The 20,637-nt window shown below is 66.7% G+C and carries 21 protein-coding genes; 4 read left to right on the forward strand and 17 right to left on the reverse strand.

Annotated features, from left to right (window positions below):
• Positions 1–21 precede the first annotated feature (21 nt).
• From ACG0Z3_RS13415 to ACG0Z3_RS13485, 15 genes are all read right to left on the reverse strand, one after another.
• Entirely contained in the window at positions 22–354 is a 333-nt protein-coding gene (locus tag ACG0Z3_RS13415; RefSeq protein WP_394398160.1) for a DUF4845 domain-containing protein, read from the reverse strand.
• Between the two features lie 73 nt (positions 355–427).
• Entirely contained in the window at positions 428–1,405 is a 978-nt protein-coding gene (gene lepB, locus ACG0Z3_RS13420; protein ID WP_394398247.1) for a signal peptidase I, read from the reverse strand.
• 40 nt (positions 1,406–1,445) lie between these two features.
• On the reverse strand, positions 1,446–3,254 hold the full coding sequence (gene lepA / locus ACG0Z3_RS13425; protein ID WP_394398162.1) for a translation elongation factor 4: 1,809 nt from the start codon (positions 3,252–3,254) through the stop codon (positions 1,446–1,448).
• A gap of 533 nt (positions 3,255–3,787) precedes the next feature.
• The gene (locus tag ACG0Z3_RS13430) at positions 3,788–5,254 is read right to left on the reverse strand and encodes a Do family serine endopeptidase (RefSeq protein WP_394398165.1); all 1,467 of its coding nucleotides are present in this window, start codon (positions 5,252–5,254) and stop codon (positions 3,788–3,790) included.
• Positions 5,255–5,294: 40 nt separating this feature from the next.
• Positions 5,295–5,843, reverse strand: a complete 549-nt coding sequence (locus tag ACG0Z3_RS13435) for a hypothetical protein (protein ID WP_394398167.1) — start codon at positions 5,841–5,843, stop codon at positions 5,295–5,297.
• Positions 5,840–6,415 (reverse strand): sigma-70 family RNA polymerase sigma factor, encoded by a 576-nt coding sequence (locus tag ACG0Z3_RS13440; RefSeq protein WP_394398169.1) that lies wholly within the window; start codon positions 6,413–6,415, stop codon positions 5,840–5,842. The genes ACG0Z3_RS13435 and ACG0Z3_RS13440 overlap by 4 nt, the downstream gene beginning before the upstream one ends.
• Complete coding sequence (locus ACG0Z3_RS13445; RefSeq protein WP_394398171.1) at positions 6,412–6,831, reverse strand: hypothetical protein; 420 nt, start codon at positions 6,829–6,831, stop codon at positions 6,412–6,414. Before ACG0Z3_RS13445 ends, ACG0Z3_RS13440 begins: the two co-directional genes overlap by 4 nt.
• A 13-nt stretch (positions 6,832–6,844) precedes the next feature.
• Entirely contained in the window at positions 6,845–8,089 is a 1,245-nt protein-coding gene (gene fabF, locus ACG0Z3_RS13450) for a beta-ketoacyl-ACP synthase II (protein ID WP_394398173.1), read from the reverse strand.
• Between the two features lie 35 nt (positions 8,090–8,124).
• Complete coding sequence (gene acpP, locus ACG0Z3_RS13455) at positions 8,125–8,364, reverse strand: acyl carrier protein (RefSeq protein ID WP_056204266.1); 240 nt, start codon at positions 8,362–8,364, stop codon at positions 8,125–8,127.
• 145 nt (positions 8,365–8,509) lie between these two features.
• Positions 8,510–9,253 (reverse strand): 3-oxoacyl-ACP reductase FabG, encoded by a 744-nt coding sequence (gene fabG, locus ACG0Z3_RS13460; protein WP_394398175.1) that lies wholly within the window; start codon positions 9,251–9,253, stop codon positions 8,510–8,512.
• A 4-nt stretch (positions 9,254–9,257) separates the two neighbouring features.
• Positions 9,258–10,202, reverse strand: a complete 945-nt coding sequence (fabD, locus tag ACG0Z3_RS13465) for an ACP S-malonyltransferase (protein WP_394398177.1) — start codon at positions 10,200–10,202, stop codon at positions 9,258–9,260.
• 7 nt (positions 10,203–10,209) lie between these two features.
• Entirely contained in the window at positions 10,210–11,208 is a 999-nt protein-coding gene (locus ACG0Z3_RS13470; protein WP_394398179.1) for a beta-ketoacyl-ACP synthase III, read from the reverse strand.
• Positions 11,205–12,311, reverse strand: a complete 1,107-nt coding sequence (gene plsX, locus ACG0Z3_RS13475) for a phosphate acyltransferase PlsX (protein WP_394398181.1) — start codon at positions 12,309–12,311, stop codon at positions 11,205–11,207. The genes ACG0Z3_RS13470 and plsX overlap by 4 nt, the downstream gene beginning before the upstream one ends.
• A 130-nt stretch (positions 12,312–12,441) precedes the next feature.
• Complete coding sequence (gene rpmF, locus ACG0Z3_RS13480; protein WP_056876082.1) at positions 12,442–12,627, reverse strand: 50S ribosomal protein L32; 186 nt, start codon at positions 12,625–12,627, stop codon at positions 12,442–12,444.
• Between the two features lie 323 nt (positions 12,628–12,950).
• A complete protein-coding gene (locus ACG0Z3_RS13485) occupies positions 12,951–13,508 on the reverse strand; it encodes a YceD family protein (protein WP_394398183.1) in 558 nt (185 codons plus the stop codon).
• A gap of 32 nt (positions 13,509–13,540) precedes the next feature.
• Between ACG0Z3_RS13485 and ACG0Z3_RS13490 the strand changes: the two genes are divergently transcribed.
• Both ACG0Z3_RS13490 and ACG0Z3_RS13495 read left to right on the forward strand, forming a co-directional pair.
• Positions 13,541–14,116, forward strand: coding sequence for a Maf family nucleotide pyrophosphatase (locus ACG0Z3_RS13490; protein ID WP_394398185.1), 576 nt, complete (start codon positions 13,541–13,543; stop codon positions 14,114–14,116).
• The gene (locus ACG0Z3_RS13495) at positions 14,113–14,874 is read left to right on the forward strand and encodes an SAM-dependent methyltransferase (RefSeq protein ID WP_394398187.1); all 762 of its coding nucleotides are present in this window, start codon (positions 14,113–14,115) and stop codon (positions 14,872–14,874) included. The genes ACG0Z3_RS13490 and ACG0Z3_RS13495 overlap by 4 nt, the downstream gene beginning before the upstream one ends.
• Here ACG0Z3_RS13495 and ACG0Z3_RS13500 read toward each other — a convergent pair.
• Positions 14,871–16,364: a DEAD/DEAH box helicase gene (locus ACG0Z3_RS13500; RefSeq protein ID WP_394398189.1), complete on the reverse strand. Its 1,494-nt coding sequence runs from the start codon at positions 16,362–16,364 to the stop codon at positions 14,871–14,873. The genes ACG0Z3_RS13495 and ACG0Z3_RS13500 overlap by 4 nt on opposite strands.
• Complete coding sequence (locus ACG0Z3_RS13505; protein ID WP_394398191.1) at positions 16,361–17,494, reverse strand: MraY family glycosyltransferase; 1,134 nt, start codon at positions 17,492–17,494, stop codon at positions 16,361–16,363. The genes ACG0Z3_RS13500 and ACG0Z3_RS13505 overlap by 4 nt, the downstream gene beginning before the upstream one ends.
• Before the next feature lie 119 nt (positions 17,495–17,613).
• On the opposite strand from ACG0Z3_RS13505, the gene ACG0Z3_RS13510 reads away from it, so the two are divergent.
• Together ACG0Z3_RS13510 and ACG0Z3_RS13515 are read left to right on the forward strand one after the other, a co-directional pair.
• Complete coding sequence (locus tag ACG0Z3_RS13510; protein ID WP_394398193.1) at positions 17,614–19,485, forward strand: SLBB domain-containing protein; 1,872 nt, start codon at positions 17,614–17,616, stop codon at positions 19,483–19,485.
• Positions 19,486–19,526: 41 nt separating this feature from the next.
• Positions 19,527–20,603, forward strand: a complete 1,077-nt coding sequence (locus tag ACG0Z3_RS13515; RefSeq protein ID WP_394398195.1) for a Wzz/FepE/Etk N-terminal domain-containing protein — start codon at positions 19,527–19,529, stop codon at positions 20,601–20,603.
• Positions 20,604–20,637: the final 34 nt, after the last annotated feature.

Consider the following 20,637-nt stretch of genomic DNA (forward strand, 5'->3'; position numbering starts at 1 on the left):
GGGGCGCCGGCAGTAGCAGGGTCAACGCGATGAACCTCGGTACTTGATGACAAGGTAGACCGGGCCGAAGAGGTCGATCTCCTTGTCCCAGCCGAACTCGATGACGACCTTGTCGTTGCCATCCTTGCTGATGACGAGGTCCGAGCTCTTGATGCTCTGGATGGAGTACTCGGTGACGGTGGCGCGGTCGAACTCGGCGCGCGCGGCCGGCACCGTCGCCGGGTTGCCCGCTGCGATGCGGTTGACCACGCTCTTGACGGTGTAGTACTCCAGCACCGTCGGGAAGACCTTCATGGCCACCACCGCCAGCATGGCGATCACGGCACCCCAGAACAGCAGGCCGATCAGGGTCAATCCCCGCTGACGGCCACGAGGCGAAACAGCGGAGGAGCGCAAGGGCGAACGACGGCAGCGGGTCATCTGGGCATCAATCGAAGAAGGTACCGACGCGCTTGAGGTTACCGAAATTCATCCATACCAAGAAGGCCCTGCCGACGATGTTCTCGTCGGGCACGAACCCCCAGAAGCGCGAGTCCCGCGAGTTGTCGCGGTTGTCACCCAGCATGAAGTAGTGGCCGGCGGGCACCTTGCAGGTCACGCCCTCGATGGTGTAGCGGCAGTTGTCCTGGAAGGGGAACGGGCCGTCGACGCGGTCGGGGCGGAACATGCGCGGCGCGCCGGGCTCGACGAGGATCTGGTGCTCGCGCTCGCCCAGCTTCTCGAGGAAGCGCTGGCGGTACACGCGGGCATCATCGTCGTAGAAGTTGCCCTGAGCCTGCAGTGGCACCGGCTTGCCGTTGATGTAGAGCTTCTGGTTGAGGTAGCTCACCTCGTCGCCGGGGACGGCCGCCACGCGCTTGATGAAGTCGGTGCTGGTGTCCTCGGGGTAGCGGAACACCATCACGTCGCCGCGCTTGACGTCGTTGTTGGCGATGATCTTCTTGTTGATCACCGGCAGCCGCACGCCGTAGTGGAACTTGTTGACGAGGATGAGGTCACCCACCAGCAGCGTGGGCACCATGGAGCCGGACGGGATCTTGAACGGCTCGAACAGGAAGGAGCGCAGCAGGAACACGACCAGGATCACCGGGAACAAACCGGCAGTCCAGTCCAGCCACCAGGGCTGCTGCAGCAACTGCTGGCGAGCCGGCTCGATGTCGCCGTCCACGCGGTTGATGCCCTGCGCAGCCAGCGCTTCGCGGCGCTTGGCGTCGTCGTCAGCCAGGCGCTGCGCTGCCGCGCGGCGGGCCGGGGCGAAGTGGAAACGCTCGGCCAGCCAGTACAGCATGGTGACGAAAGTCAGCACGAACAGCAGCAGCGCGAAGTTGCCACTCCAGCGGCCGACGTACCAGCCGCCGAGGTAGGCCACCAGGGCCGCGTACAAAACACCGGTCAGTGCGCTCATCAGGGACGTGTTCAAGGCGGGGATTCGTGCAGTGGAGGGGTCAGTCATCGACCTGCAGGATGGCGAGGAAGGCCTCTTGGGGCACCTCGACCGAGCCGATCTGCTTCATGCGCTTCTTGCCGGCCTTTTGCTTTTCCAGCAGCTTGCGCTTGCGGGTGATGTCGCCGCCGTAGCATTTTGCCAGCACGTTCTTGCGCAGCGCCTTGATGTTCTCGCGGGCGATGATGTTGGCGCCAATGGCGGCCTGGATGGCCACGTCGTACATCTGGCGCGGGATCTGCTCGCGCATCTTGGCGGCAACGCCGCGGCCGCGGTACTGGCTCTGGCTGCGGTGCACGATCATCGACAGCGGATCGACCTTGTCGCCGTTGATCAGGATGTCGACCTTGACGACGTCGGCGGCGCGGTACTCCTTGAACTCGTAGTCCATGGATGCATAGCCGCGCGAGACGCTCTTCAGCTTGTCGAAGAAGTCCAGCACGATCTCGGCCAGCGGGATCTCGTAGGTCAGCATGACCTGCTTGCCGTGGTAGGCCATGTTCAGCTGCACGCCGCGCTTCTGGTTGGCCAGCGTCATGACGACGCCGACGTAGTCCTGCGGCATGTACAGGTGCACCGTCACGATGGGCTCGCGGATTTCCTTCATCGCGCCGATCTCGGGCATCTTGGACGGGTTCTCGACCTGGATGACCTCGCCGGTGTTCAGCTCCACCTCATAGATGACGCTGGGCGCCGTCGTCACGAGATCCTGGTCGAACTCGCGCTCAAGACGCTCCTGCACGATCTCCATGTGCAGCAGGCCCAGGAAGCCGCAGCGGAAACCGAAGCCCAGCGCCTGGCTCACTTCGGGCTCGTAGCGCAGCGACGAGTCGTTCAGGCTCAGCTTCTCCAGCGCGTCGCGCAACTGGTCGTATTCGCTCGCCTCGGTCGGGTAGAGCCCCGCGAACACCTGCGGCTGGATCTCCTTGAAGCCGGGCAGCGCCTCGGTCGCCGGACCCTGGTTGTTCGGCAGCTTCTTTTCCAGCGTGACGGTGTCGCCGACCTTGGCCGCGGCGAGTTCCTTGATGCCGCAGATGATGAAGCCCACCTCGCCGGCCTTCAGCACGTCGCGGTTCTCGCTCTTCGGCGTGAACACACCCAGGTGATCGATGGGGTAGACCGAGTCGGTCGCCATCATGCGGATGCGCTCGTTCTTGCGCAGTTCGCCGTCCACCATGCGCACCAGCATGACGACGCCGACGTAGTTGTCGAACCAGGCGTCGATGATCATGGCCCGTGGCGGCGCTTCCGGGTTGCCGCGCGGCGGCGGCATGCGGGCGATGACGGCCTCGATGATCTCGTCGATGCCCATGCCGGTCTTGGCCGAGCAGGGGATCGCGTCGTCAGCATCGATGCCGATGACGTCCTCGATCTCGGCCTTGGCGTTGTCGGGGTCGGCGGACGGCAGGTCCATCTTGTTCAACACCGGTACGACCTCGACGCCCAGGTCCAGCGCCGTGTAGCAGTTGGCCACCGTCTGCGCCTCGACACCCTGCGACGCGTCGACGACGAGCAGCGCGCCCTCGCAGGCCGACAGCGAGCGGCTGACTTCGTACGAGAAGTCCACATGCCCCGGCGTGTCGATGAGGTTCAGGTTGTAGACCTGGCCATCCTGGGCCTTGTACTGAAGCGCCGCGGTCTGCGCCTTGATCGTGATGCCGCGCTCGCGCTCCAGGTCCATGGAGTCCAGCACCTGCGCTTCCATCTCGCGATCCGACAGGCCTCCGCAGCGCTGGATGATCCGGTCGGCCAGCGTGCTCTTGCCGTGGTCGATGTGGGCAATGATGGAGAAGTTGCGGATGTGGTTCATGCGTTGGAACTGCGCTCGGCACTGACGACGCGGCGGCCATATCCGCTGCGTCCAGGGCTCACGACGCAGCCGCGCCGTGAGGGCCCATCAGGGCCGTGCCGAAGATAAAAAAAAGGCACGTCGAAGAGGTGACGCGCCTTCCAACAAAAGGTATGGCAACTGCTTGTTGGGCTTCCATTGTAGCCAAAAGGGTCGGCCGGGAAACCGCACCAGCATTGGTTTTCCGGCCGTTGCGGGCTGCCAACATGGAATTTCATCCACAACTTATCCACAAGTTCTTGTGGATGGCCTGTGGATCAAATCCTGCCGTTGCCGGCAGTCCACGATTGCATCGCCAGACAGCCCTATCGGGGGTGCGTCAGCGCCTGATTTTAACGGGCTGCGCGAACAATCCGCACCCGCGCCAGAAAGTTAGCCGGCGCCAACTTTCACAAACGGTGGACAACCCCGGCGCCTGTCGGCCAAGCTCTTGTCGCATGGCGAAAAGCCCGCGCCGCCAGTACCGCCTTGCGGAGCCAGCGGCCGGGGCGGGCTCAACGGGCGGGCTTGAGCAGCACGAAGCTGGTCACGTCCTCGCGACGCACCACCAGGCTCAGCGCCTTGGCCTTGTCGGCCTTCGCGACCTGCGCCTGGAAGGCCTTGACCGTGGCGACCTCGACGTTGTCGACCGACAGGATGAGATCCCCCTCACGCAGGCCGGCGCGCCCGGCGGCGCCGGTCGCAGCATCCACCTTGACCCCGGACTTCAGCTTGAGCTCCTTGCGCTGGGCCTCGGTCAGGTCCGACACCTTCAGCCCCAGCGCGGCGCTGGGCACGGCAGCCGCCGCGCCGTCACCAGCCGCGTCGCTGTCCGCGCCCGGCCGCTTGCTGCGCTCGTCCTCACCGATGGTGACGGTGAGGTCGCGGGTCTCGCCGCGACGGAATACGGTCAGCGTGGTCTTGGCGCCCGGCTTCACCGCCGCCACGAGGCGGCGCAGGTCGGCCGCCTTCTCCACGGTCTTGCCGTCCACCTTGACGACGACGTCACCGCCCTCGACGCCGGCCTTCTCGGCCGGGCTGCCGGCGATGACTGAGCGGATCACCGCCCCCTGCGCCTTGCCCAGGCCGATAGCCTCGGCGATCTCCTTGGTGATGTCGTCGGGCAGCACGCCCAGGTAGCCACGCACCACGCGGCCGCCGGCTCGCAGGTCGTTGGCGACACGGATGGCGTCGGCGATCGGGATCGCGAACGCGATGCCCATGTAGCCGCCGCTCTGGCTGTAGATCTGCGAGTTGATGCCGATCACCTCGCCACGCATGTTGACCAGCGGCCCGCCCGAGTTGCCCGGGTTGATGGCCACGTCCGTCTGGATCAGCGGCAGCAGCTCACCCGTGTCGCGCTGCTTGGCACTGATGATGCCGGCAGTGACGGTGTTCTCCAGCCCGAACGGCGAGCCGATGGCCATCACCCACTCGCCGACCTTGGCCTTGTTGCTGTCGCCCACCTTGACGACCGGCAGGCCCGAAGCCTCGACCTTCACGACGGCCACGTCGGAGCGCTGGTCGGCGCCGATGATCTTGGCCTTGAGCTCGCGCTTGTCGGTCAGCGTGACGATGACCTCGTCGGCGCCTTGCACGACATGGGCGTTGGTCAGCACATAGCCGTCGGCGCTGAGGATGAAGCCGGAGCCGACACCGCGGCGCATCGGGCCCTCGTCCTCATCGGGCACGCCGCCGCGCGGCGCCCCGCGGCGCTGGTTGGGCACGGGCAGGCCGAAGCGGCGCAGCAGCTCCTGCATCTGCTCGTTCATCTCGGGCTGGCCCTCGGGCGCCTTCACCTTCTCGGCCGTGCGGATGTTGACGACGGCCGGCCCAACGCGCTCCACCAGCTGGGAGAAATCGGGCAGTTCGCGCGCCTGGGCCGTGGCCAGCGCGGGGCTCAACGCAAGGGCCAGCGCCAGCGCGGTGCCGGACAGCAGCAGGCTTGCACGTGCGGGAGGGTGGCGTTTCTCAACAGGCATAGACGGTTCCAGGTTCAACAGGCAACAACAGATGTCGAGACTAGAGGCCAGAGGCCGGCGCGGCGGGCGGCGCCGCCTCCCAGGAGTCGATCTCGGGCGCCGGCTCGGCCAGCCAGGCGGCGTCACGCCCGGGCATCACGGGCGGCAGCGTACGGCCTGCGGCCGTCTGCGCAAAGCTGGCGCCGGCAAGCCCCTGGCCCAGCCAGGCTGTCGACGGCGCCTGGGCCACCGACGCATCGCTCGCCGGCGGTGCGCGCAGCGGCCCCAAGCCCAGGGCCAGCACGACGAAGCTCGCCGCCACGGCCAGCGGCGGCAGCCACGCAGACGCCGGGCGCGATGCCGCCATGCGCGCCGCCGGGCCCGGCAGGCGGGCGTGCAAATCAGCCAGCAGCGCCCCGGGCTCGCGATGCAGCTTCAGCAGGTCGGCGGAGCGCAGGCCATCGCCGGCGGCATGCCACAAGGCCCAGCGCTCGCGCAGACCGGCGTCGGTGGCCCAGGCCGCATTCACGCGCGCCCAGTCCGCCGCCGTCGCGGCGCCGTCCATCACGGCGCTGAGCGAGGCGTCCAGCGCCTGGTCGGCCGGCCTCATCGCCAGCCCCCGCCGCTGAGCAACGGGCGCAGCCGCGCGGCCAGCGCCTCGCGGGCGCGGAAGATGCGCGAACGCACGGTGCCGGGCGGGCAATTCATCAGATCGGCGATTTCGTCGTAGCTCAATCCATCCACCTCACGAAGCAGCAAGGCCCGGCGTTGATCTTCCGCCAGGCCGTCGACCGCCTCGTCCAACCCTTGCGCCAACTGGCGGCTGGCAAGGATGGCCTCGGGGGTCGCATCGTCGGTTGGATGCGGGTCGGTGACGAAAGTTCCCTCCTCGTCGCCCAGCGGCTGCTCGGGCCGGCGCCGCGCCCGGTGGCGCCCGGCCGCATTGATCGCGATGCGGTAGAGCCAGGTGTAGAAGGCGCTCTCGCCGCGGAATGCGGGCAAGGCGCGATAGGCCGCGAGAAAGGTCTCCTGGCACAGGTCGGCCACGTCGGCGGGATCGCGCACGCTGCGCGAGAGCAGTCGCTCGACACGGCGCTGGTACTTCAGCACCAGCATGTCGAAGGCCGCCCGGCTGCCGGCCTGGGCCTGGCGCACCAGCAGCACATCGGCGTCGGTACTCATCGCTGGCGCACGGCGCCGTTCGCCGCCGAGAACAGTGTGGCCCGCAGGGCGCCCCACTGCGGCTGCTGGCGGCGCGACAGCGGCAGCCAGTGCGGCCCGGGGCTGGCCCGCAGCAGCAACCAGGCATCGAGGTCGATCAGCACGGCCAGCCGAACCACGGTCTCATCGTCGCGCGCCGGGGCGGACAGCCACCAGGCCTCGCCATCCCAGCGCAGGCGACGCCGCGCGACGGTCGCCGCCCGCCAGCCCCAAGCGGTGGCTGGCAGCACGGCCAGCCACAGGGGCCAGGCGCGCGCCTCGTGCGAACAGGCCCAGGCGGTGAGCCCTGCCGCCGCGAGCAGCACGAGAACGGCCACCACGACCTGGACGGCCGGCTGCGGCAACAGTTGCACGACGACAGGCGGCGTGCGGCGCATCGCCGGCAGGCGCTCAGACGCGCTTGAAGATCAGCGTGCCGTTGGTGCCGCCGAAGCCGAAGTTGTTCTTCGCTGCGACTTCGATCTTCATCGGCCGCGCCTCGTTGGCGCAGTAGTCCAGGTCGCACGCGGGATCCTGGTTGAAGATGTTGATGGTCGGCGGCGCAATCTGGTCGCGGATGGCCAGCGCGGTGAAGACGGACTCGATGCCGCCCGCGCCGCCCAGCAGGTGGCCGGTCATGGACTTGGTCGAGCTGATGACCATCTGCTTGGCGTGGTCGCCAAAGGCCAGCTTGATCGCGTTGGTCTCGTTCACGTCGCCCAGCGGCGTGGACGTGCCGTGCGCGTTCATGTAGTTGACCTGGTCGGGGTTCATGCCCGCGTTGCGCAGCGCCGCGCGCATCGAGCGCTTGGGGCCGTCCACGTTGGGCGCGGTCATGTGGTACGCGTCCGCACCCATGCCGAAACCCGCCAGTTCGCAGTAGATCTTGGCGCCGCGCTTCTTGGCGTGTTCGTACTCTTCGAGCACCAGCACGCCGGCGCCCTCGCCTAGCACGAAGCCGTCGCGGTCCTTGTCCCAGGGGCGGGACGCGGTCGCGGGGTCGTCGTTGCGGGTGGACAGCGCACGGGCGGCCGCGAAGCCACCGATGCCCAGCGGCGAGACCGCGCCTTCGGCGCCGCCCGCGATCATCACGTCGGCGTCGCCGTACTCGATGAGGCGGCCGGCTTCACCGATCGCGTGCAGGCCCGTGGTGCAGGCCGTCACGATCGCCAGGTTGGGGCCCTGGAAGCCGAAGTTGATGGAGACGTGGCCTGAGATCATGTTGATGATCGAGGCCGGAATGAAGAACGGAGAAATGCGGCGCGGGCCGCGGTTCATCAGTTCGGTGTGGGTGTCTTCGATCAGCGGCAGGCCGCCGATGCCCGACCCCACGAGCACGCCGATGCGCTCGGCCTGCTCTTCGGTCAGCTGATCCCCGGTGGGGATGCCGGAATCACGCACCGCCTGAAACGCCGCCGCCAGCCCGTAATGGATGAAGCCGTCCATATGGCGGGCTTCCTTGGCGGGGATGTAGTCCTCGATGTTGAAGCCCTTGACCTCACCCGCGAAGTGGCAAGCCAGGTTGCTGGCATCAAAGCGGGTGACGGTGGCAATGCCGGAACGACCAGCAAGGATGTTGGCCCAGCCTTCGGCAACGGTATTGCCGACGGGACTGATAAGGCCAAGGCCGGTGACAACAACACGGCGACGGGTCATGCGGTGCGGATCAGAGTTGCGAGAGAAAAAGGCGCTCAGGCCTTCTGGTGCTTGACGGCGTAGTCGATCGCCAGCTGGACGGTGGTGATCTTCTCGGCTTCTTCGTCGGGAATCTCGATGCCGAACTCGTCTTCGAGGGCCATCACCAGTTCCACGGTGTCCAGAGAATCGGCGCCCAGGTCAGCAACGAAAGCCTTCTCGTTGGTGACGTCGGCTTCCGCCACGCCAAGTTGCTCGGCAATGATCTTCTTGACTCGTGCTTCGATATCGCTCATGAACTCCTCCAGGAGAGGTTTGCAGAAAACAGCCCAGCATTCTACGGGCTCTAGATGGGCACCCCTAAATCGGGGCTCCCGGCCTGAATTCCAGAGCGCCTTCGCGCTCCGCATCCCGGCTCGCCCCGTGGGGCGAACCGCGGACTCAGGCCATGTACATGCCGCCGTTGACGTGCAGCTCGGTGCCCGTGATGTAAGCACCGCCGGGTGACGCCAGGAAGGCAACGGCCGCCGCGATTTCCTCGGGCGCGCCCAGGCGCCCCAGCGGGATCTGCGCCAGCAGCGCGGCCTTCTGAGCCTCGGGCAGCACCTCGGTCATGTCGGTGGCGATGAAGCCCGGCGCGACGCAGTTGACGGTGATGCCGCGGCTGCCCAGTTCGCGGGCCAGCGAGCGCGTCAGACCGGCCACACCGGCCTTGGCGGCGGCGTAGTTGGCCTGGCCGGCATTGCCGGACGCGCCGACGACGGACGTGATGTTGATGATGCGACCAGCGCGCTGCTTCATCATCGGCTTGGTGACGGCACGGGCGAGGCGGAACACGGCCTTGAGGTTGGTGTCCAGCACGGCGTCCCAGTCGTCGTCCTTCATGCGCATGGACAGCGTGTCGCGCGTGATGCCGGCGTTGTTGACGAGCACGTCCAGGCGGCCGTCCTTGGCGACGATGTCGTCGACGGCGGCCTGGCTGGCGGCGGCGTCGGTCACGTTCAGCGCGATGCCGCGACCGCCGTGGGCCGCCAGCGCCTCGGTGATGGCGGCGGCGCCGGACTCGGTCGTGGCGGTGCCGATGACACGCCAGCCGGCCTGGGCCAGGTTCAGCGCGATGGCACGGCCGATGCCGCGGCTGGCGCCGGTGACGAGGGCGACGCCCTTGGAAGCGGATTCAGTCATGGATTCAGGCTCCCAGCAGGGCGCGGGCCTCGGCCAGCGAGGCGGGGTCAAAGACACAGGCAGCCTGCAGTTCGGCGTCGATGCGCTTGGCCATGCCCGTCAGCACCTTGCCGGGGCCAGCCTCGATGATGTGGCCGACGCTGCGGGCCTTCAGCGCCTGCACGACCTCGACCCAACGCACCGGGCCGAAGGCCTGGCGGTACAGCGCGTCGCGCAGCGCGTCGGCGTTGTCAGTGATGGCCACGTCGATGTTGTTGATGACCGGGAAGGCGGCGGCGGCGAACTGCACCGTCGCCAGCTTTTCCTTCAGCCGCTCGGCGGCCGGCTTCATCAGGCTGGAGTGGAACGGCGCCGACACCGGCAGCGGCAGCGCGCGCTTGGCGCCCACGGCCTTCAGAAGTTCGGCGGCCTTCTCGGCGCCGGCCTTGCTGCCGGCGATCACCGTCTGCTTGGGGTCGTTGAAGTTGACGGCCTCGATGGCCTCGCCCGTCTCGGCGGCGGCCTGCGCACAGCCGGCGCGCACGGCATCGCCGTCCAGGCCCAGGATGGCGTACATCGCGCCCACGCCCACGGGCACGGCCTCCTGCATGGCCTGGGCGCGGAAGCGCACCAGCGGCAACGCATCGGCCAGGCTCAGCGCGCCCGACGCGACCAGCGCCGTGTACTCGCCCAGCGAATGGCCGGCGGCAGCCGCGGGCACCAGGCCCGTCTCGGCGACGAAGGCACGCCAGCAAGCGATGCCGGCCGTCAGCATGACGGGCTGGGTGTTGGTGGTCAGGTCCAGCTGGTCCTTGGGGCCGGCGTGGATCAGCGCGGCGATGTCCTCGCCGAGGGCGGCGGAGGCTTCGTCAAGCGTGCGGCGGACTTCCGGGTGGTCGGCGAAGGCGTCGAGCATGCCGACGGCCTGCGAGCCTTGTCCGGGGAAGACAACGGCGAAAGGTGCAGTCATAAAGATCTCAGTAGTTCAGCAGGGCCGCGCCCCAGGTGAAACCGCCGCCGACGCCTTCCAGCATCACGGTGTCGCCGCGCTGGATGCGGCCGCTGCGCACCGCGACGTCCAGCGCCAGCGGCACGGAGGCGGCCGAGGTGTTGCCATGCTCATCGACGGTGACGATGAGCTTGTCCAGCGGCATGCGCAGCTTCTTGGCCGTGCCCTGCATGATGCGGATGTTGGCCTGGTGGGGAATGAGCCAGTCGATGTCGGCATCGGTCATGCCGGCCTTGTCGAGCACCGAACGGGCCACTTTCTCGAGCACACCGACGGCGAGCTTGAAGACGGCCTGGCCGTCCATCCTCAGCAGCGGCGAGCCCAGCACCTGGCCGCCGGACACGGTGCCGGGCGTGCACAGGATGTCGCTGTGGCGCGCGTCGGCATGCAGCTCGGTGGCGAGGATGCCCGGCGTGTCGCTGACACCCAGCACGACGGCACCGGCGCCGTCGCCGAACAGCACGCAGGTGGTGCGGTCCTTGAAGTCCAGGATGCGCGAGAACACCTCGGCGCCGACGACGAGCGCCTTGCTGGCGGCGCCGCTCTTGATCATGGCGTCCGCCACGCTGAGCGCGTAGACAAAGCCCGAGCAGACAGCCTGCACATCAAAGGCCGCGCAGCCGAAAGCGCCCAGCTTCTTCTGCAGCAGGCAGGCGGTGGACGGAAACACCATGTCGGGCGTGGACGTGGCGACGATGATGAGGTCGAGGTCGTCGGCCGTGATACCAGCCGCCTGCAAAGCCGCCTGCGCGGCCGGCAGCGCGAGATCGCTGGAAGCCTGGTCAGGCGAAGCGAAATGGCGCGCCCGGATGCCGGTGCGCTCGACGATCCAGTCGTCAGAGGTCTCGATGCCGTCGGCGGCGAGGCGGTCGGCCAGGGCCTGGTTGGTCAGCCTGTCGGCGGGCAGGAAACTGCCGGTGCCGAGGATGCGGGAATGGCGGGGAGAGGGGTGTGCGGTGGGGCTCATGCAGCCTGGGCAGCGGGCGCCGCCTTGTCTCCGGCATCGGCAGCCGCTGCGCCCGTAGAGGCCTGCAGCGTGGCGACGATGCGCTCGTGTACCCGGTCAAGCAGCCGGTTGCGGGCGGCATCATAAGCGCGGGCCAGCGCGTTCTCGAAGGCGAAGGCATCGGCCGAGCCGTGGCTCTTGAACACCAGGCCGCGCAGGCCCAGCAGCGCCGCGCCGTTGAAGCGGCGATGGTCCACGCGGTGCTTGAAGCGGTTCAGCACGGGCTTGGCCAGCAGGCCGCCCAGCATGCTGAGCCAGTCGCGCGTGAACTCGGTCTTGATGAAGCCGCCCATCATGCCGGCCAGGCCTTCGGAGGCCTTGAGCATGACGTTGCCGACGAAGCCGTCGCAGACGACGATGTCCGTCGTGCCCTTGAAGATGTCATTGCCTTCGACGTTGCCGTAGAAGTTCAGCTGGCCGGCGCCGCCTGCGGCGCGCAGCAACTCGCCGGCCCGCTTGATGGTCTCGCTGCCCTTGATGGCTTCCTCGCCGATGTTGAGCAGGCCCACGCTGGGCTCCTCGATGCCGTCCACGGCCGACACCAGCGCACTGCCCAGCACGGCGAACTGCAGCAGGTTCTCGGCCGACGAGTCGACGTTGGCGCCCAGATCCAGCACCGTGGTGAAGCCGCCGCTGACATTGGGCATCACGGCTGCGATGGCCGGGCGGTCGATGCCGGCCACGGTCTTCAGCAGCACCTTGGCCACGGCCATCAGCGCACCGGTGTTGCCGGCCGAGACGCAGGCATGCGCCAGCGGCGCCTCACCGTCGCGCCCCTCTTTCAACTGCTGGATGGCCACGCGCATGGACGAATCCCGCTTGCGGCGCAGGGCCACCTCGATGGGGTCGTCCATCGTGACCACCTCGCTGGCCGCCACGATGCGGCAACGCGGCCAGGCGACGGCCGCCTTCAGCGCTTCCGGCTGGCCCACAAGGATGAGCTCCGCCGCCGGGTACTTGTCGAGGAAGGCCCGGCAGGCGGGCAGCGTGACCGAGGGACCGTGATCGCCGCCCATGCAGTCGACAACGAGGCGAACGGGATCAGGCAGGGGCGCGTGGGTCATCGAGACAAAAGCTATTCAGAAAAGACCAAACCCGGCACAGCGCAGGCGCAGGCCGGGTTGGCAAATTCATCGGTGCGCGCCACGACAGTGCAGCGCGTCAGCCTCAGGCCCGTCACAGGCCTGACCGGGCTCAGGCCGCGTCGGCCTTGCTCTTCAGCACCTTGCGGCCACGGTAGAAGCCGGTGGGGCTGATGTGGTGACGCAGGTGCACTTCGCCCGTCGTCGGCTCGATGGCCGTGCCCGGGGTCACCAGGGCATTGTGGGAACGGTGCATGCCGCGCTTGGAAGGCGACTTCTTGTTTTGCTGAACGGCCATGAAATTCTCCGAAATCTGCGGGGTTGGGGCTTGCGACCCCGTAGAGTGAGAACAACGCTCGAACTCCAGGCCGCAGAAAAGCCCGTGAGTATAGCGCCGGTTGCCGAAGTCGCCAAGTACCCCCACCTGCTGGACGCGCGAGCGCCCGCTCGTCCATGGCCTCAGAGGGTGAGAGTTTTTCGGCCGTGCTCGAAAGGCGCGTCAAAACGCCCTCGAACGAGGCGCAAAGCGCAGGCATAGCTCGGGCTATGCCGAGCATTTGCAACGACGGGCGGGGGTGATTTGACGGGCAAGGCGGGCATGGATGAAAGGCTCTCACCCTCTCAGGCCTTGCCGCTTCGCTTCAACGCGGCCAGCGCGGCAAACGGATTCGGGCGCTCATCCTCGGCCGCTTCCGGCACATCCGCATCGGGCTGCGGCAGCGGCTCGGGACAGACCTCGTGACGGGGCACCAGCGGCAATGCCAGCAGCAGCTCGTCTTCGATGAGCTCGCGCGCATCCAGGTGGCGTGGCATGGCCAGTACGTCGTCGTCGCTGTCCGCATCCAGTTCCGCAGCCTCGGCCTCGGTCTCGACGAACCGGATCCAGCGATCAACCACCAGCGACTCCTGCACCGGCTGCAAGCAGCGCTGGCAGGTCTGTGCCACCTGCGCCTGCGCCGTCACGTGCAGCCAGGTCTGGGCCTTGCCTCCCTTGGGCTGGCGCAACTCACCGCGCAGCGACCAGCGCAGCGCCGGCCACTGCGAGGCCGGCGACTCGGGCGCGCCCGACTCCGCCAAGCGCTCGAACGCCGCCGCCGGCCACTCGCCCTCCAGACTGGCCCCGTCATGGGCAAAGGCGGCAAGGTCAAGCTTCTCGGGAACAAAGGCACGCTGTTTCATAGGCTGAAGTTTAGGCGGGCGAAAATGCCGCGATGCCCCGATTGATCCTCGCCTCGACATCGCGCTACCGCCAGGAATTGCTGGCCCGGCTGCGATTGCCCTTTGACGCCATGGCGCCACAAGTCGATGAAACCGCCTTGCCCGGAGAGGCGCCGGCGGCGCTGGCCGAACGCCTGGCCCTGGCCAAGGCCCGGGCCGTGGCGGCGCAACACCCAGGCGCCATCGTCATCGGCTCCGACCAGGTCGCCGACCTGGCGGGCGACGCCATGGGCAAGCCGGGCACCCACGACGCCGCCACCGCGCAACTGCGCCGCATGAGCGGCCGCGAGGTCGTGTTCCAGACCGCCGTGGCCGTGGTTGCCCCCGGCATGGCCGCCATCGAGCGGGCCGAGGTGCGGGTGCGGGTGCGCGAACTGAGCGACGCGGCCATCGAGGCCTACCTGCGCGCCGACACACCCTACGACTGCGCCGGCAGCGCCAAGGTGGAGAGCCTGGGCATCGCACTGCTGGACGCCGTCGAGTCCGATGACCCCACCGCGCTGATCGGCCTCCCGCTGATCCGCACCTGCGCGCTGCTGCGCCGCGCCGGCCTGGAGCCTCTGGCATGAAGCACGGCCGACTCATCCTGATGCCCAACACGCTGGACTTCGGCGTGGACGATTCGCTGGACCTGCGCGAGGTGCTGCCGCAGCGCGTCATCGAGACCGCCGCACGGCTGACGCACTGGGCGGCCGAGAACGCGAAGACGACGCGGGCGCTGCTCAAGCGCATCGACGCCATCGCGCCGCTGGCCCAGCCGCTGCAGGCGCTACAGATCGCCGAGCTGCCGCGGCCACCCAAGGGCAGCCGGCCGGCGGGCGACGATTCGACAGCCTGGCGTGCACTGCTGGCGCCGGCGCTGGCCGGACACGACGTGGGGCTGATGTCGGAAGCAGGCCTGCCCGCCGTCGCCGACCCCGGCGCGCGGCTGGTGGCGCTGGCGCACGAGGCCGGCATCGAGGTGGTGCCGCTGTCGGGGCCGAGCTCGCTGCTGCTGGCGCTGGCCGCCAGCGGCCTGAACGGCCAGAGCTTCGCGTTCGTCGGCTACCTGCCGGTGGACGCCGCGGCCCGCACCGCGCGCATCCGCGAGCTGGAGGCGATGTCCGTCAAGGCGCAGCAGACGCAACTGCTCATCGAGACGCCCTACCGCAACGAGGCGCTGCGCCAGGCGCTGCTGGCCGCGCTGAAGCCGTCGACGCGGCTGTCGGTCAGTGTGGGCCTGACGCTGCCGGGCGGCTGGACACAGACCGCCACGGTGGCCGATTGGCGCGCCAACCGCACCACCCTGCCCGACCGCATCCCTGCGGTCTTCGCGCTGCTGGCTTAGGACTCGGCCGGCGCCGCCGGCTTCTTGACGCCGAACAGCGCCGCGACCTGCTTCTTGGGCTTGATGTAGCTGGACAGGCCCTTGACCGGCGCGGCCGCCTTGGCCTTCTCCCAGGCCGGCGGCTCGTCGCGCGAGCTGGCTTCGTAGGGCTTGTTGAAGAACGGGTCGGCGGAAGGCGCTGGCGTGCGCAGCGCGGGGCTGGTCGCTCGCGCGGGGCGCTCCGGGCGCTCGTAGCGCTCCTGGCGCTCCGGCGCATCTTCACGCGGACGACGCTCGAAGCGCGGCCGCTCATTCTCGAGTTCAAAGCTGTCCAGCACGATCTCGCGCTTGATGAGCTTCTCGATGTCCGCCACCAGGCGCGCGTCCGACTTGGTTACCAGCGTGACCGCTAGGCCCGACGCACCCGCGCGGCCCGTGCGGCCGATGCGGTGCACATAGTCCTCGGCGTTGAACGGCACGTCAAAGTTGAAGACCGCCGGCAGATCCGCGATGTCCAGGCCGCGGGCCGCGACGTCAGTCGCGACCAGCACATCCATCTCGCCGCGCTTGAAGGCTTCCAGCGACTTGAGCCGCTCGTCCTGCGACTTGTCGCCATGCAGCGCCGCCGTGCGCAGGCCGTCACGCTCGAAGGCACGCGCCAAACGGGCGACGCCCAGCTTGGAGTTGCCAAACACGATGGCCTGACGGATGGCGCGCTCCTTCAAGATCTGCTTGATGATGGCGCGCTTGTCGTCATCGGTGGCGCTGATGAAGCGCTGCTCGACGGTCGACGCCGTCTGGTTGGGCCGCGCGGTCTCGACAAGGATGGGATCCTGCAGATAGCTCTGCGCCAGCCGCTTGATCTCGGGCGAGAACGTCGCCGAGAACAGCAGCGTCTGGCGTGCCTTGGGCAGGTAACTGAGGATGCGCTGCAGGTCCGGCAGGAAGCCGATGTCCAGCATGCGGTCGGCCTCGTCGAGCACGACGTACTCGACCTGGTTCAGCACGCAGTTCTTGGCCTCGATGTGGTCCAGCAGTCGGCCGGGCGTGGCGATCAGCACCTCGACGCCGGCCTTGAGCGCGGCCGTCTGCGGCTTCATGTCAACGCCGCCGAAGACGACGACAGAGCGCAGATTCGTGTGCTTGGCGTACTTCTTGACGTTCTCCGCGACCTGGTCCGCCAGCTCGCGCGTCGGCGCCAGCACCAGGGCCCGCACCGGGTGGCGGGCGGGCGACACGCTGGGGTTCTCGTGCTTGAGCATGCGCTGCAGCAACGGGATCGAGAACGCTGCGGTCTTGCCGGTGCCGGTCTGCGCGGCGCCCATGACATCGCGCCCCTCCAGGACGATGGGGATCGCCTTGGCCTGGATGGGCGTCATCGTCAGGTAGCCGGAATCAGCGACCGCACGGAGGAGCTTGGGGTCGAGGGGAAGGGTGTCGAAACGGGCCGGGGGAGCGGGCTCAGCGCCTGCAAGGTCAGGCTGGACGGACGGGGAGGCGGTGTCGCTCATAGCCGACGATTATCGCCGGTCATGCTGGCGGGCATGTTTTTGCCCGTTACGACGAGCCATTTGGGCGTCTTGAACCGGACGATTCGACGGTAGAGCCCCACGTAAATGGTCACGAACAACAGCAGGCACACAGCCATCCATGGCGTGGAGTCCCAGAACAGCGCCGCCGGCACCAGGGACGTGATGCACAGCATCCACAGGTAAGGTGCCGTCATCGAGTTGCGTCGCGTCACGATGCGAGCGTCAGCAGCCCCGATCGCCCAGCGCATCAGCCGGCGGTAGACCAGGGAGTGCAGGTGGATCCCATCCGGCAACCAAGTCGGCACAGCGCGGATGAATTTGCGCCGGTACATCGAAAACAGCGTCTCGAACACCGGGTAGATGCACACCATCAGCGGGAACAGCGGCGACACCTCTGCATTCCGCGCCACCAGCAAGATGCCGATCTCCGCCAGGTAGAAGCCCAGGAAATAAGCACCGCCGTCACCGAGAAAAATCAGGCCCGCAGGGAAATTCCAGACGAAAAACCCAAGAGCCGCTCCAACCCCCGCCAAGGCCCACACCGCCAGCGGCACATCACCCACCATGTAGGCGACGTACGCAAACACCAGCAGCATCAGGCTCACGCACATGGACGAGAGCCCGTTGAAGCCGTCAATGATGTTGACTGAGTTGGCGACACCCGCCACTGTCAAAACAGTGACGCCCCATCCAACCGCTGCCACAGCCAGCAGCCAGTCAAGCCCAGGGACGTCGGTTCGCGAGATGGTCGCATCCAACAGCCAGATGCCAAGCGCAGCGGAAACCGCCGTGGCACACAGCCGCTTGGCTGGCGACACACGCTTGGTCAGGTCTTCGATCAGCCCTGCGGCAAACGCCGGCAAACCGCACACCAACAACAACGCCCCCAACACCCACTCGGCACGATTTGTTACCGCTGCGGCGCCGACACAACACACCAAGCCCGTAAACATTCCCACGCCACCGATGCGAGGCACTGGTGCGGCATGAAACTTTTGCGGCCCGGACAGGTCTGCATCAGCCGAAAAATGCGCATGGCTACGAGAGGAGTGGATGACCAGCAGGGTCACCACGGCGGCCACGAAGAACGACACCAGAAGGTAAAGCATTGGCGCTAGTGTACGAAGCAGGCAAGCCCAAGGCTGCCCTGTAGCGACCACTAGAATTCACCTTCACCTATGCGGCGTGTCGCGCCCGCCACATCCCGCCACAAATGATCCCGCCCTCGATGAAACTCCTCAGCCGGTCTCGCATCTTCGGCCACTTGACGGCAGCACTCGTCGCTTGCAACGCGATGGCCAGCACGGCTTCTATGGCCGCAGATATCGAGCAGGCGACATCCGGCCCGATTCGGCTTGTCGATAGCACGACACGTGCACCCGCAGCGAGCGAGGAGCCCAGCGCCAGATCAGCATCTCCCGCGGACCAACCTCTTGAACAGTCTCGTTCGGAACCCCTGAAGCCGGGGCCACTCAGTGAATTCGAGGCGTACGTCAGCAACCTCGCCGGCGCAAGCGTTCGTCGACTGGGCGCTGAATTGATGCTCCCCAACCGAAATGCCTCGCTTGTTGAATCGAATCGCCAAGTGCCGCCCGACTACATCGTCGGATTTGGCGATGAGATTCAATTGACGACCTGGGGGGCCGTGGATGCCGATCTGCGACTCACGGTGGACCGCGTCGGTCGGATCGTGATCCCGCGCGTTGGCCCCGTGGTGGTGGCGGGAGTGCGGCACGGCGACCTGAATGAACTGCTGACGCGCCGTGTCGGGCAAGTGTTCAAGAACTTTCAGCTCAGCGCGAGTCTCGGCAAGTTGCGCAGCATCCGGTATTACGTTACCGGCTTCGTGACACACCCAGGCGCTTACAGCGTCAGCAGCTTGGCTACCGTCATGTCTGGACTAGCACAGGCGGGCGGCCCATCCAGCAGCGGCAGCTTCCGAAACATTGAACTCCGTCGCAATGGCCAAGTGGTCAGCCGCTTCGATCTGTACGACCTGATGGTCAAGGGCGACAAACGAGCTGACGTTCCACTGCAAGCCGACGACGTGGTTCATGTGGGGCCTGTAGGGCCACAGGTGGGCCTGATCGGCACCTTCAACCGTGGGGCTGTCGTCGAACTGAAGGACAACGAAACGGTGGCCGATGCTGCAAGCTACGCCGGCGGCCTCGCCACGGTTGCCGACACAAGCCGACTGTCGCTGGAACGCCTGAGCGACCGCAACAACCACCGAGTGGTAGAACTGGCTCTCCCGGAGTCCAACTCCATGAAACTCGTGAACGGCGATGTACTGCGCGCCTTCAATACTGTCACCGTCGCATTGCCACAAGCCAAGCAATACAAGCGGGTGCGGGTTGAAGGCGAGGTCGGCAAGCCTGGCGAATACATCCTGCCGCCCGGCAGCACCTTGCCCGATGCGCTGGCCGCCGCCGGAGGCCTCACAAAGGAAGCCTATCTGTTTGGCGCCGACTTCACTCGCGAAAGTGTCAAGCGCGCGCAAGAGGCGCAATACGACCGCGCACTGCGTGACCTCGAAACCGATTTCACCCGCTCAACCTCGACGCAGAAGATCAGCAACTCGGACGGCGCTATCGCGTTGAACCAGCAGCAGACCGGAACAGCCAAGTTGATTGAACGGCTGCGTGCCGTGCGACCGACCGGCCGCATCGTGCTGGATATGAGCGAAACCACTAGAACCCTGCCTCCGCTTGCCGTTGAAGACGGTGATCGGCTCTATGTGCCATCCATGCCCAACACGGTGGGCGTGTTCGGCAGCGTATTCAACGGGGGCAGTTATCTGGTCAAAACCGGCAATTCGATCGAAGACGCCATTCGCTTGGCCGGGGGGGCGACGCGCGGCGCCGATATAGCAAGCATGTTTGTATTGCGCGCAAACGGAAGTGTGATCAGCGCGCGTCAATCGCGCAGCGGCTGGTTTGGCGGCAATACCTTGACAAACATAACAGCACTGCCCGGAGACACTGTTTTCGTGCCGGAGGAAATGAACAAGACCACGTTCATGCAAGAGGCCAAGGACTGGACGCAGATCCTGGCGCAGTTCGGGTTAGGTGCCGCAGCCCTCAAGACGATTCGCAATTAATCTTCAGCGCGCCCGTCAGGGCACGGAGCTCCCCCCAACAAATGTCTGAACAAAGTAAGGGCGCACAGGCGCCGGGTTTCGACCCCCACGCTGCTTGGCGCGCAATCCGATCTGACTGGAAGTTCATACTGAGCACGGGTCTGGCGACAGGTCTGGTCGGTTACGGGCTCAGCCACCTGATTCCGCCTACGTACACGGCGCGCACAACTTTTATCAGCCCGCAACAGCAGCAGAACACGGCCGCCGCCGCCTTGGCTTCTCTCGGTGCATTGTCCGGTTTGACAGGGGCGGCAACAGGCATAAAGAGCCCGGCCGACCAGTACGTCGCCTTAATGAAGAGCGTCACCCTTTCGGATCGGATCATTGAGCAGTTTGCGCTGAGCAAGGTATACGACTCGAAGTACATGATGGACGCCCGTAAGGAACTGGGCGATAACGTACGCATCACCGCAGGGAGGAAAGACAACCTCATTTCCATCGATGTCGATGATCACGACCCGGAGCGGGCCGCAGCCATGGCAAATGCCTACGTGACAGAGTTGCGCAAACTCACGAACGGACTCGCTGTCACAGAGGCTCAACAACGCCGCATGTTCTTCCAACAGCAAATGGAGGGCACCCGGGATCAAATGGTCACAGCCCAGGTGCGCCTGCAAGAAACCGGCTTCACAGCCGGCGCTCTGAAGAACGAACCCAAGGCCGCAGCGGAGATCTACGCGCGGACCAAGGCCGAGGTTTCTGCTACCGAAATCCGCTTGGCGGCCCTACGCCAACGCCTCGCCAATAGTGCGCCGGAAGTTCAACAGGCCCTCTCTGCGCTGTCTGCACTGCGCGGGCAACTCACGCAGATGGAACTACCTGGAACGTCTTCCGGAAACCAGGATTACGTAAGCGCCTACCGTGACTACAAGTATCGGGAAGCCTTGTTCGAAATTTTCAGCCGCCAGTTCGAGCTCGCAAAGACGGATGAAGCGCGCGAGGGAACATTGATTCAAGTTCTGGATGTGGCCACGCCTCCGGAGAAGCGGAGCAAGCCCAAGCGCAGCTCTCTGGCTATGCTGGCGATGATGGTCGGCATCGTCGGTGCAGTCACGCGCGCGGTGTTCAGGCTGCGCTAACAGCGTCCATTGACGACGCGCGTTTTTGGTAGAA

The organism is Pelomonas margarita (assembly GCF_043555875.1).
Lineage (GTDB): Bacteria > Pseudomonadota > Gammaproteobacteria > Burkholderiales > Burkholderiaceae_C > Pelomonas > Pelomonas margarita.

What these genes read in the sequence shown, in the direction of transcription:
- lepA (WP_394398162.1), bottom strand. Translation starts at nt 3,254, where the DNA reads ATGAACCACATCCGCAACTTCTCCATCATTGCCCACATCGACCACGGC.
- ACG0Z3_RS13490 (WP_394398185.1), top strand. Translation starts at nt 13,541, where the DNA reads ATGCCCCGATTGATCCTCGCCTCGACATCGCGCTACCGCCAGGAATTG.
- acpP (WP_056204266.1), bottom strand. Translation starts at nt 8,364, where the DNA reads ATGAGCGATATCGAAGCACGAGTCAAGAAGATCATTGCCGAGCAACTT.
- lepB (WP_394398247.1), bottom strand. Translation starts at nt 1,405, where the DNA reads ATGAGCGCACTGACCGGTGTTTTGTACGCGGCCCTGGTGGCCTACCTC.
- fabF (WP_394398173.1), bottom strand. Translation starts at nt 8,089, where the DNA reads ATGACCCGTCGCCGTGTTGTTGTCACCGGCCTTGGCCTTATCAGTCCC.
- ACG0Z3_RS13510 (WP_394398193.1), top strand. Translation starts at nt 17,614, where the DNA reads ATGAAACTCCTCAGCCGGTCTCGCATCTTCGGCCACTTGACGGCAGCA.
- fabG (WP_394398175.1), bottom strand. Translation starts at nt 9,253, where the DNA reads ATGACTGAATCCGCTTCCAAGGGCGTCGCCCTCGTCACCGGCGCCAGC.
- ACG0Z3_RS13500 (WP_394398189.1), bottom strand. Translation starts at nt 16,364, where the DNA reads ATGAGCGACACCGCCTCCCCGTCCGTCCAGCCTGACCTTGCAGGCGCT.
- ACG0Z3_RS13485 (WP_394398183.1), bottom strand. Translation starts at nt 13,508, where the DNA reads ATGAAACAGCGTGCCTTTGTTCCCGAGAAGCTTGACCTTGCCGCCTTT.
- plsX (WP_394398181.1), bottom strand. Translation starts at nt 12,311, where the DNA reads ATGACCCACGCGCCCCTGCCTGATCCCGTTCGCCTCGTTGTCGACTGC.
- fabD (WP_394398177.1), bottom strand. Translation starts at nt 10,202, where the DNA reads ATGACTGCACCTTTCGCCGTTGTCTTCCCCGGACAAGGCTCGCAGGCC.
- ACG0Z3_RS13495 (WP_394398187.1), top strand. Translation starts at nt 14,113, where the DNA reads ATGAAGCACGGCCGACTCATCCTGATGCCCAACACGCTGGACTTCGGC.
- rpmF (WP_056876082.1), bottom strand. Translation starts at nt 12,627, where the DNA reads ATGGCCGTTCAGCAAAACAAGAAGTCGCCTTCCAAGCGCGGCATGCAC.
- ACG0Z3_RS13505 (WP_394398191.1), bottom strand. Translation starts at nt 17,494, where the DNA reads ATGCTTTACCTTCTGGTGTCGTTCTTCGTGGCCGCCGTGGTGACCCTG.
- ACG0Z3_RS13435 (WP_394398167.1), bottom strand. Translation starts at nt 5,843, where the DNA reads ATGAGGCCGGCCGACCAGGCGCTGGACGCCTCGCTCAGCGCCGTGATG.
- ACG0Z3_RS13470 (WP_394398179.1), bottom strand. Translation starts at nt 11,208, where the DNA reads ATGAGCCCCACCGCACACCCCTCTCCCCGCCATTCCCGCATCCTCGGC.
- ACG0Z3_RS13440 (WP_394398169.1), bottom strand. Translation starts at nt 6,415, where the DNA reads ATGAGTACCGACGCCGATGTGCTGCTGGTGCGCCAGGCCCAGGCCGGC.
- ACG0Z3_RS13515 (WP_394398195.1), top strand. Translation starts at nt 19,527, where the DNA reads ATGTCTGAACAAAGTAAGGGCGCACAGGCGCCGGGTTTCGACCCCCAC.
- ACG0Z3_RS13445 (WP_394398171.1), bottom strand. Translation starts at nt 6,831, where the DNA reads ATGCGCCGCACGCCGCCTGTCGTCGTGCAACTGTTGCCGCAGCCGGCC.
- ACG0Z3_RS13430 (WP_394398165.1), bottom strand. Translation starts at nt 5,254, where the DNA reads ATGCCTGTTGAGAAACGCCACCCTCCCGCACGTGCAAGCCTGCTGCTG.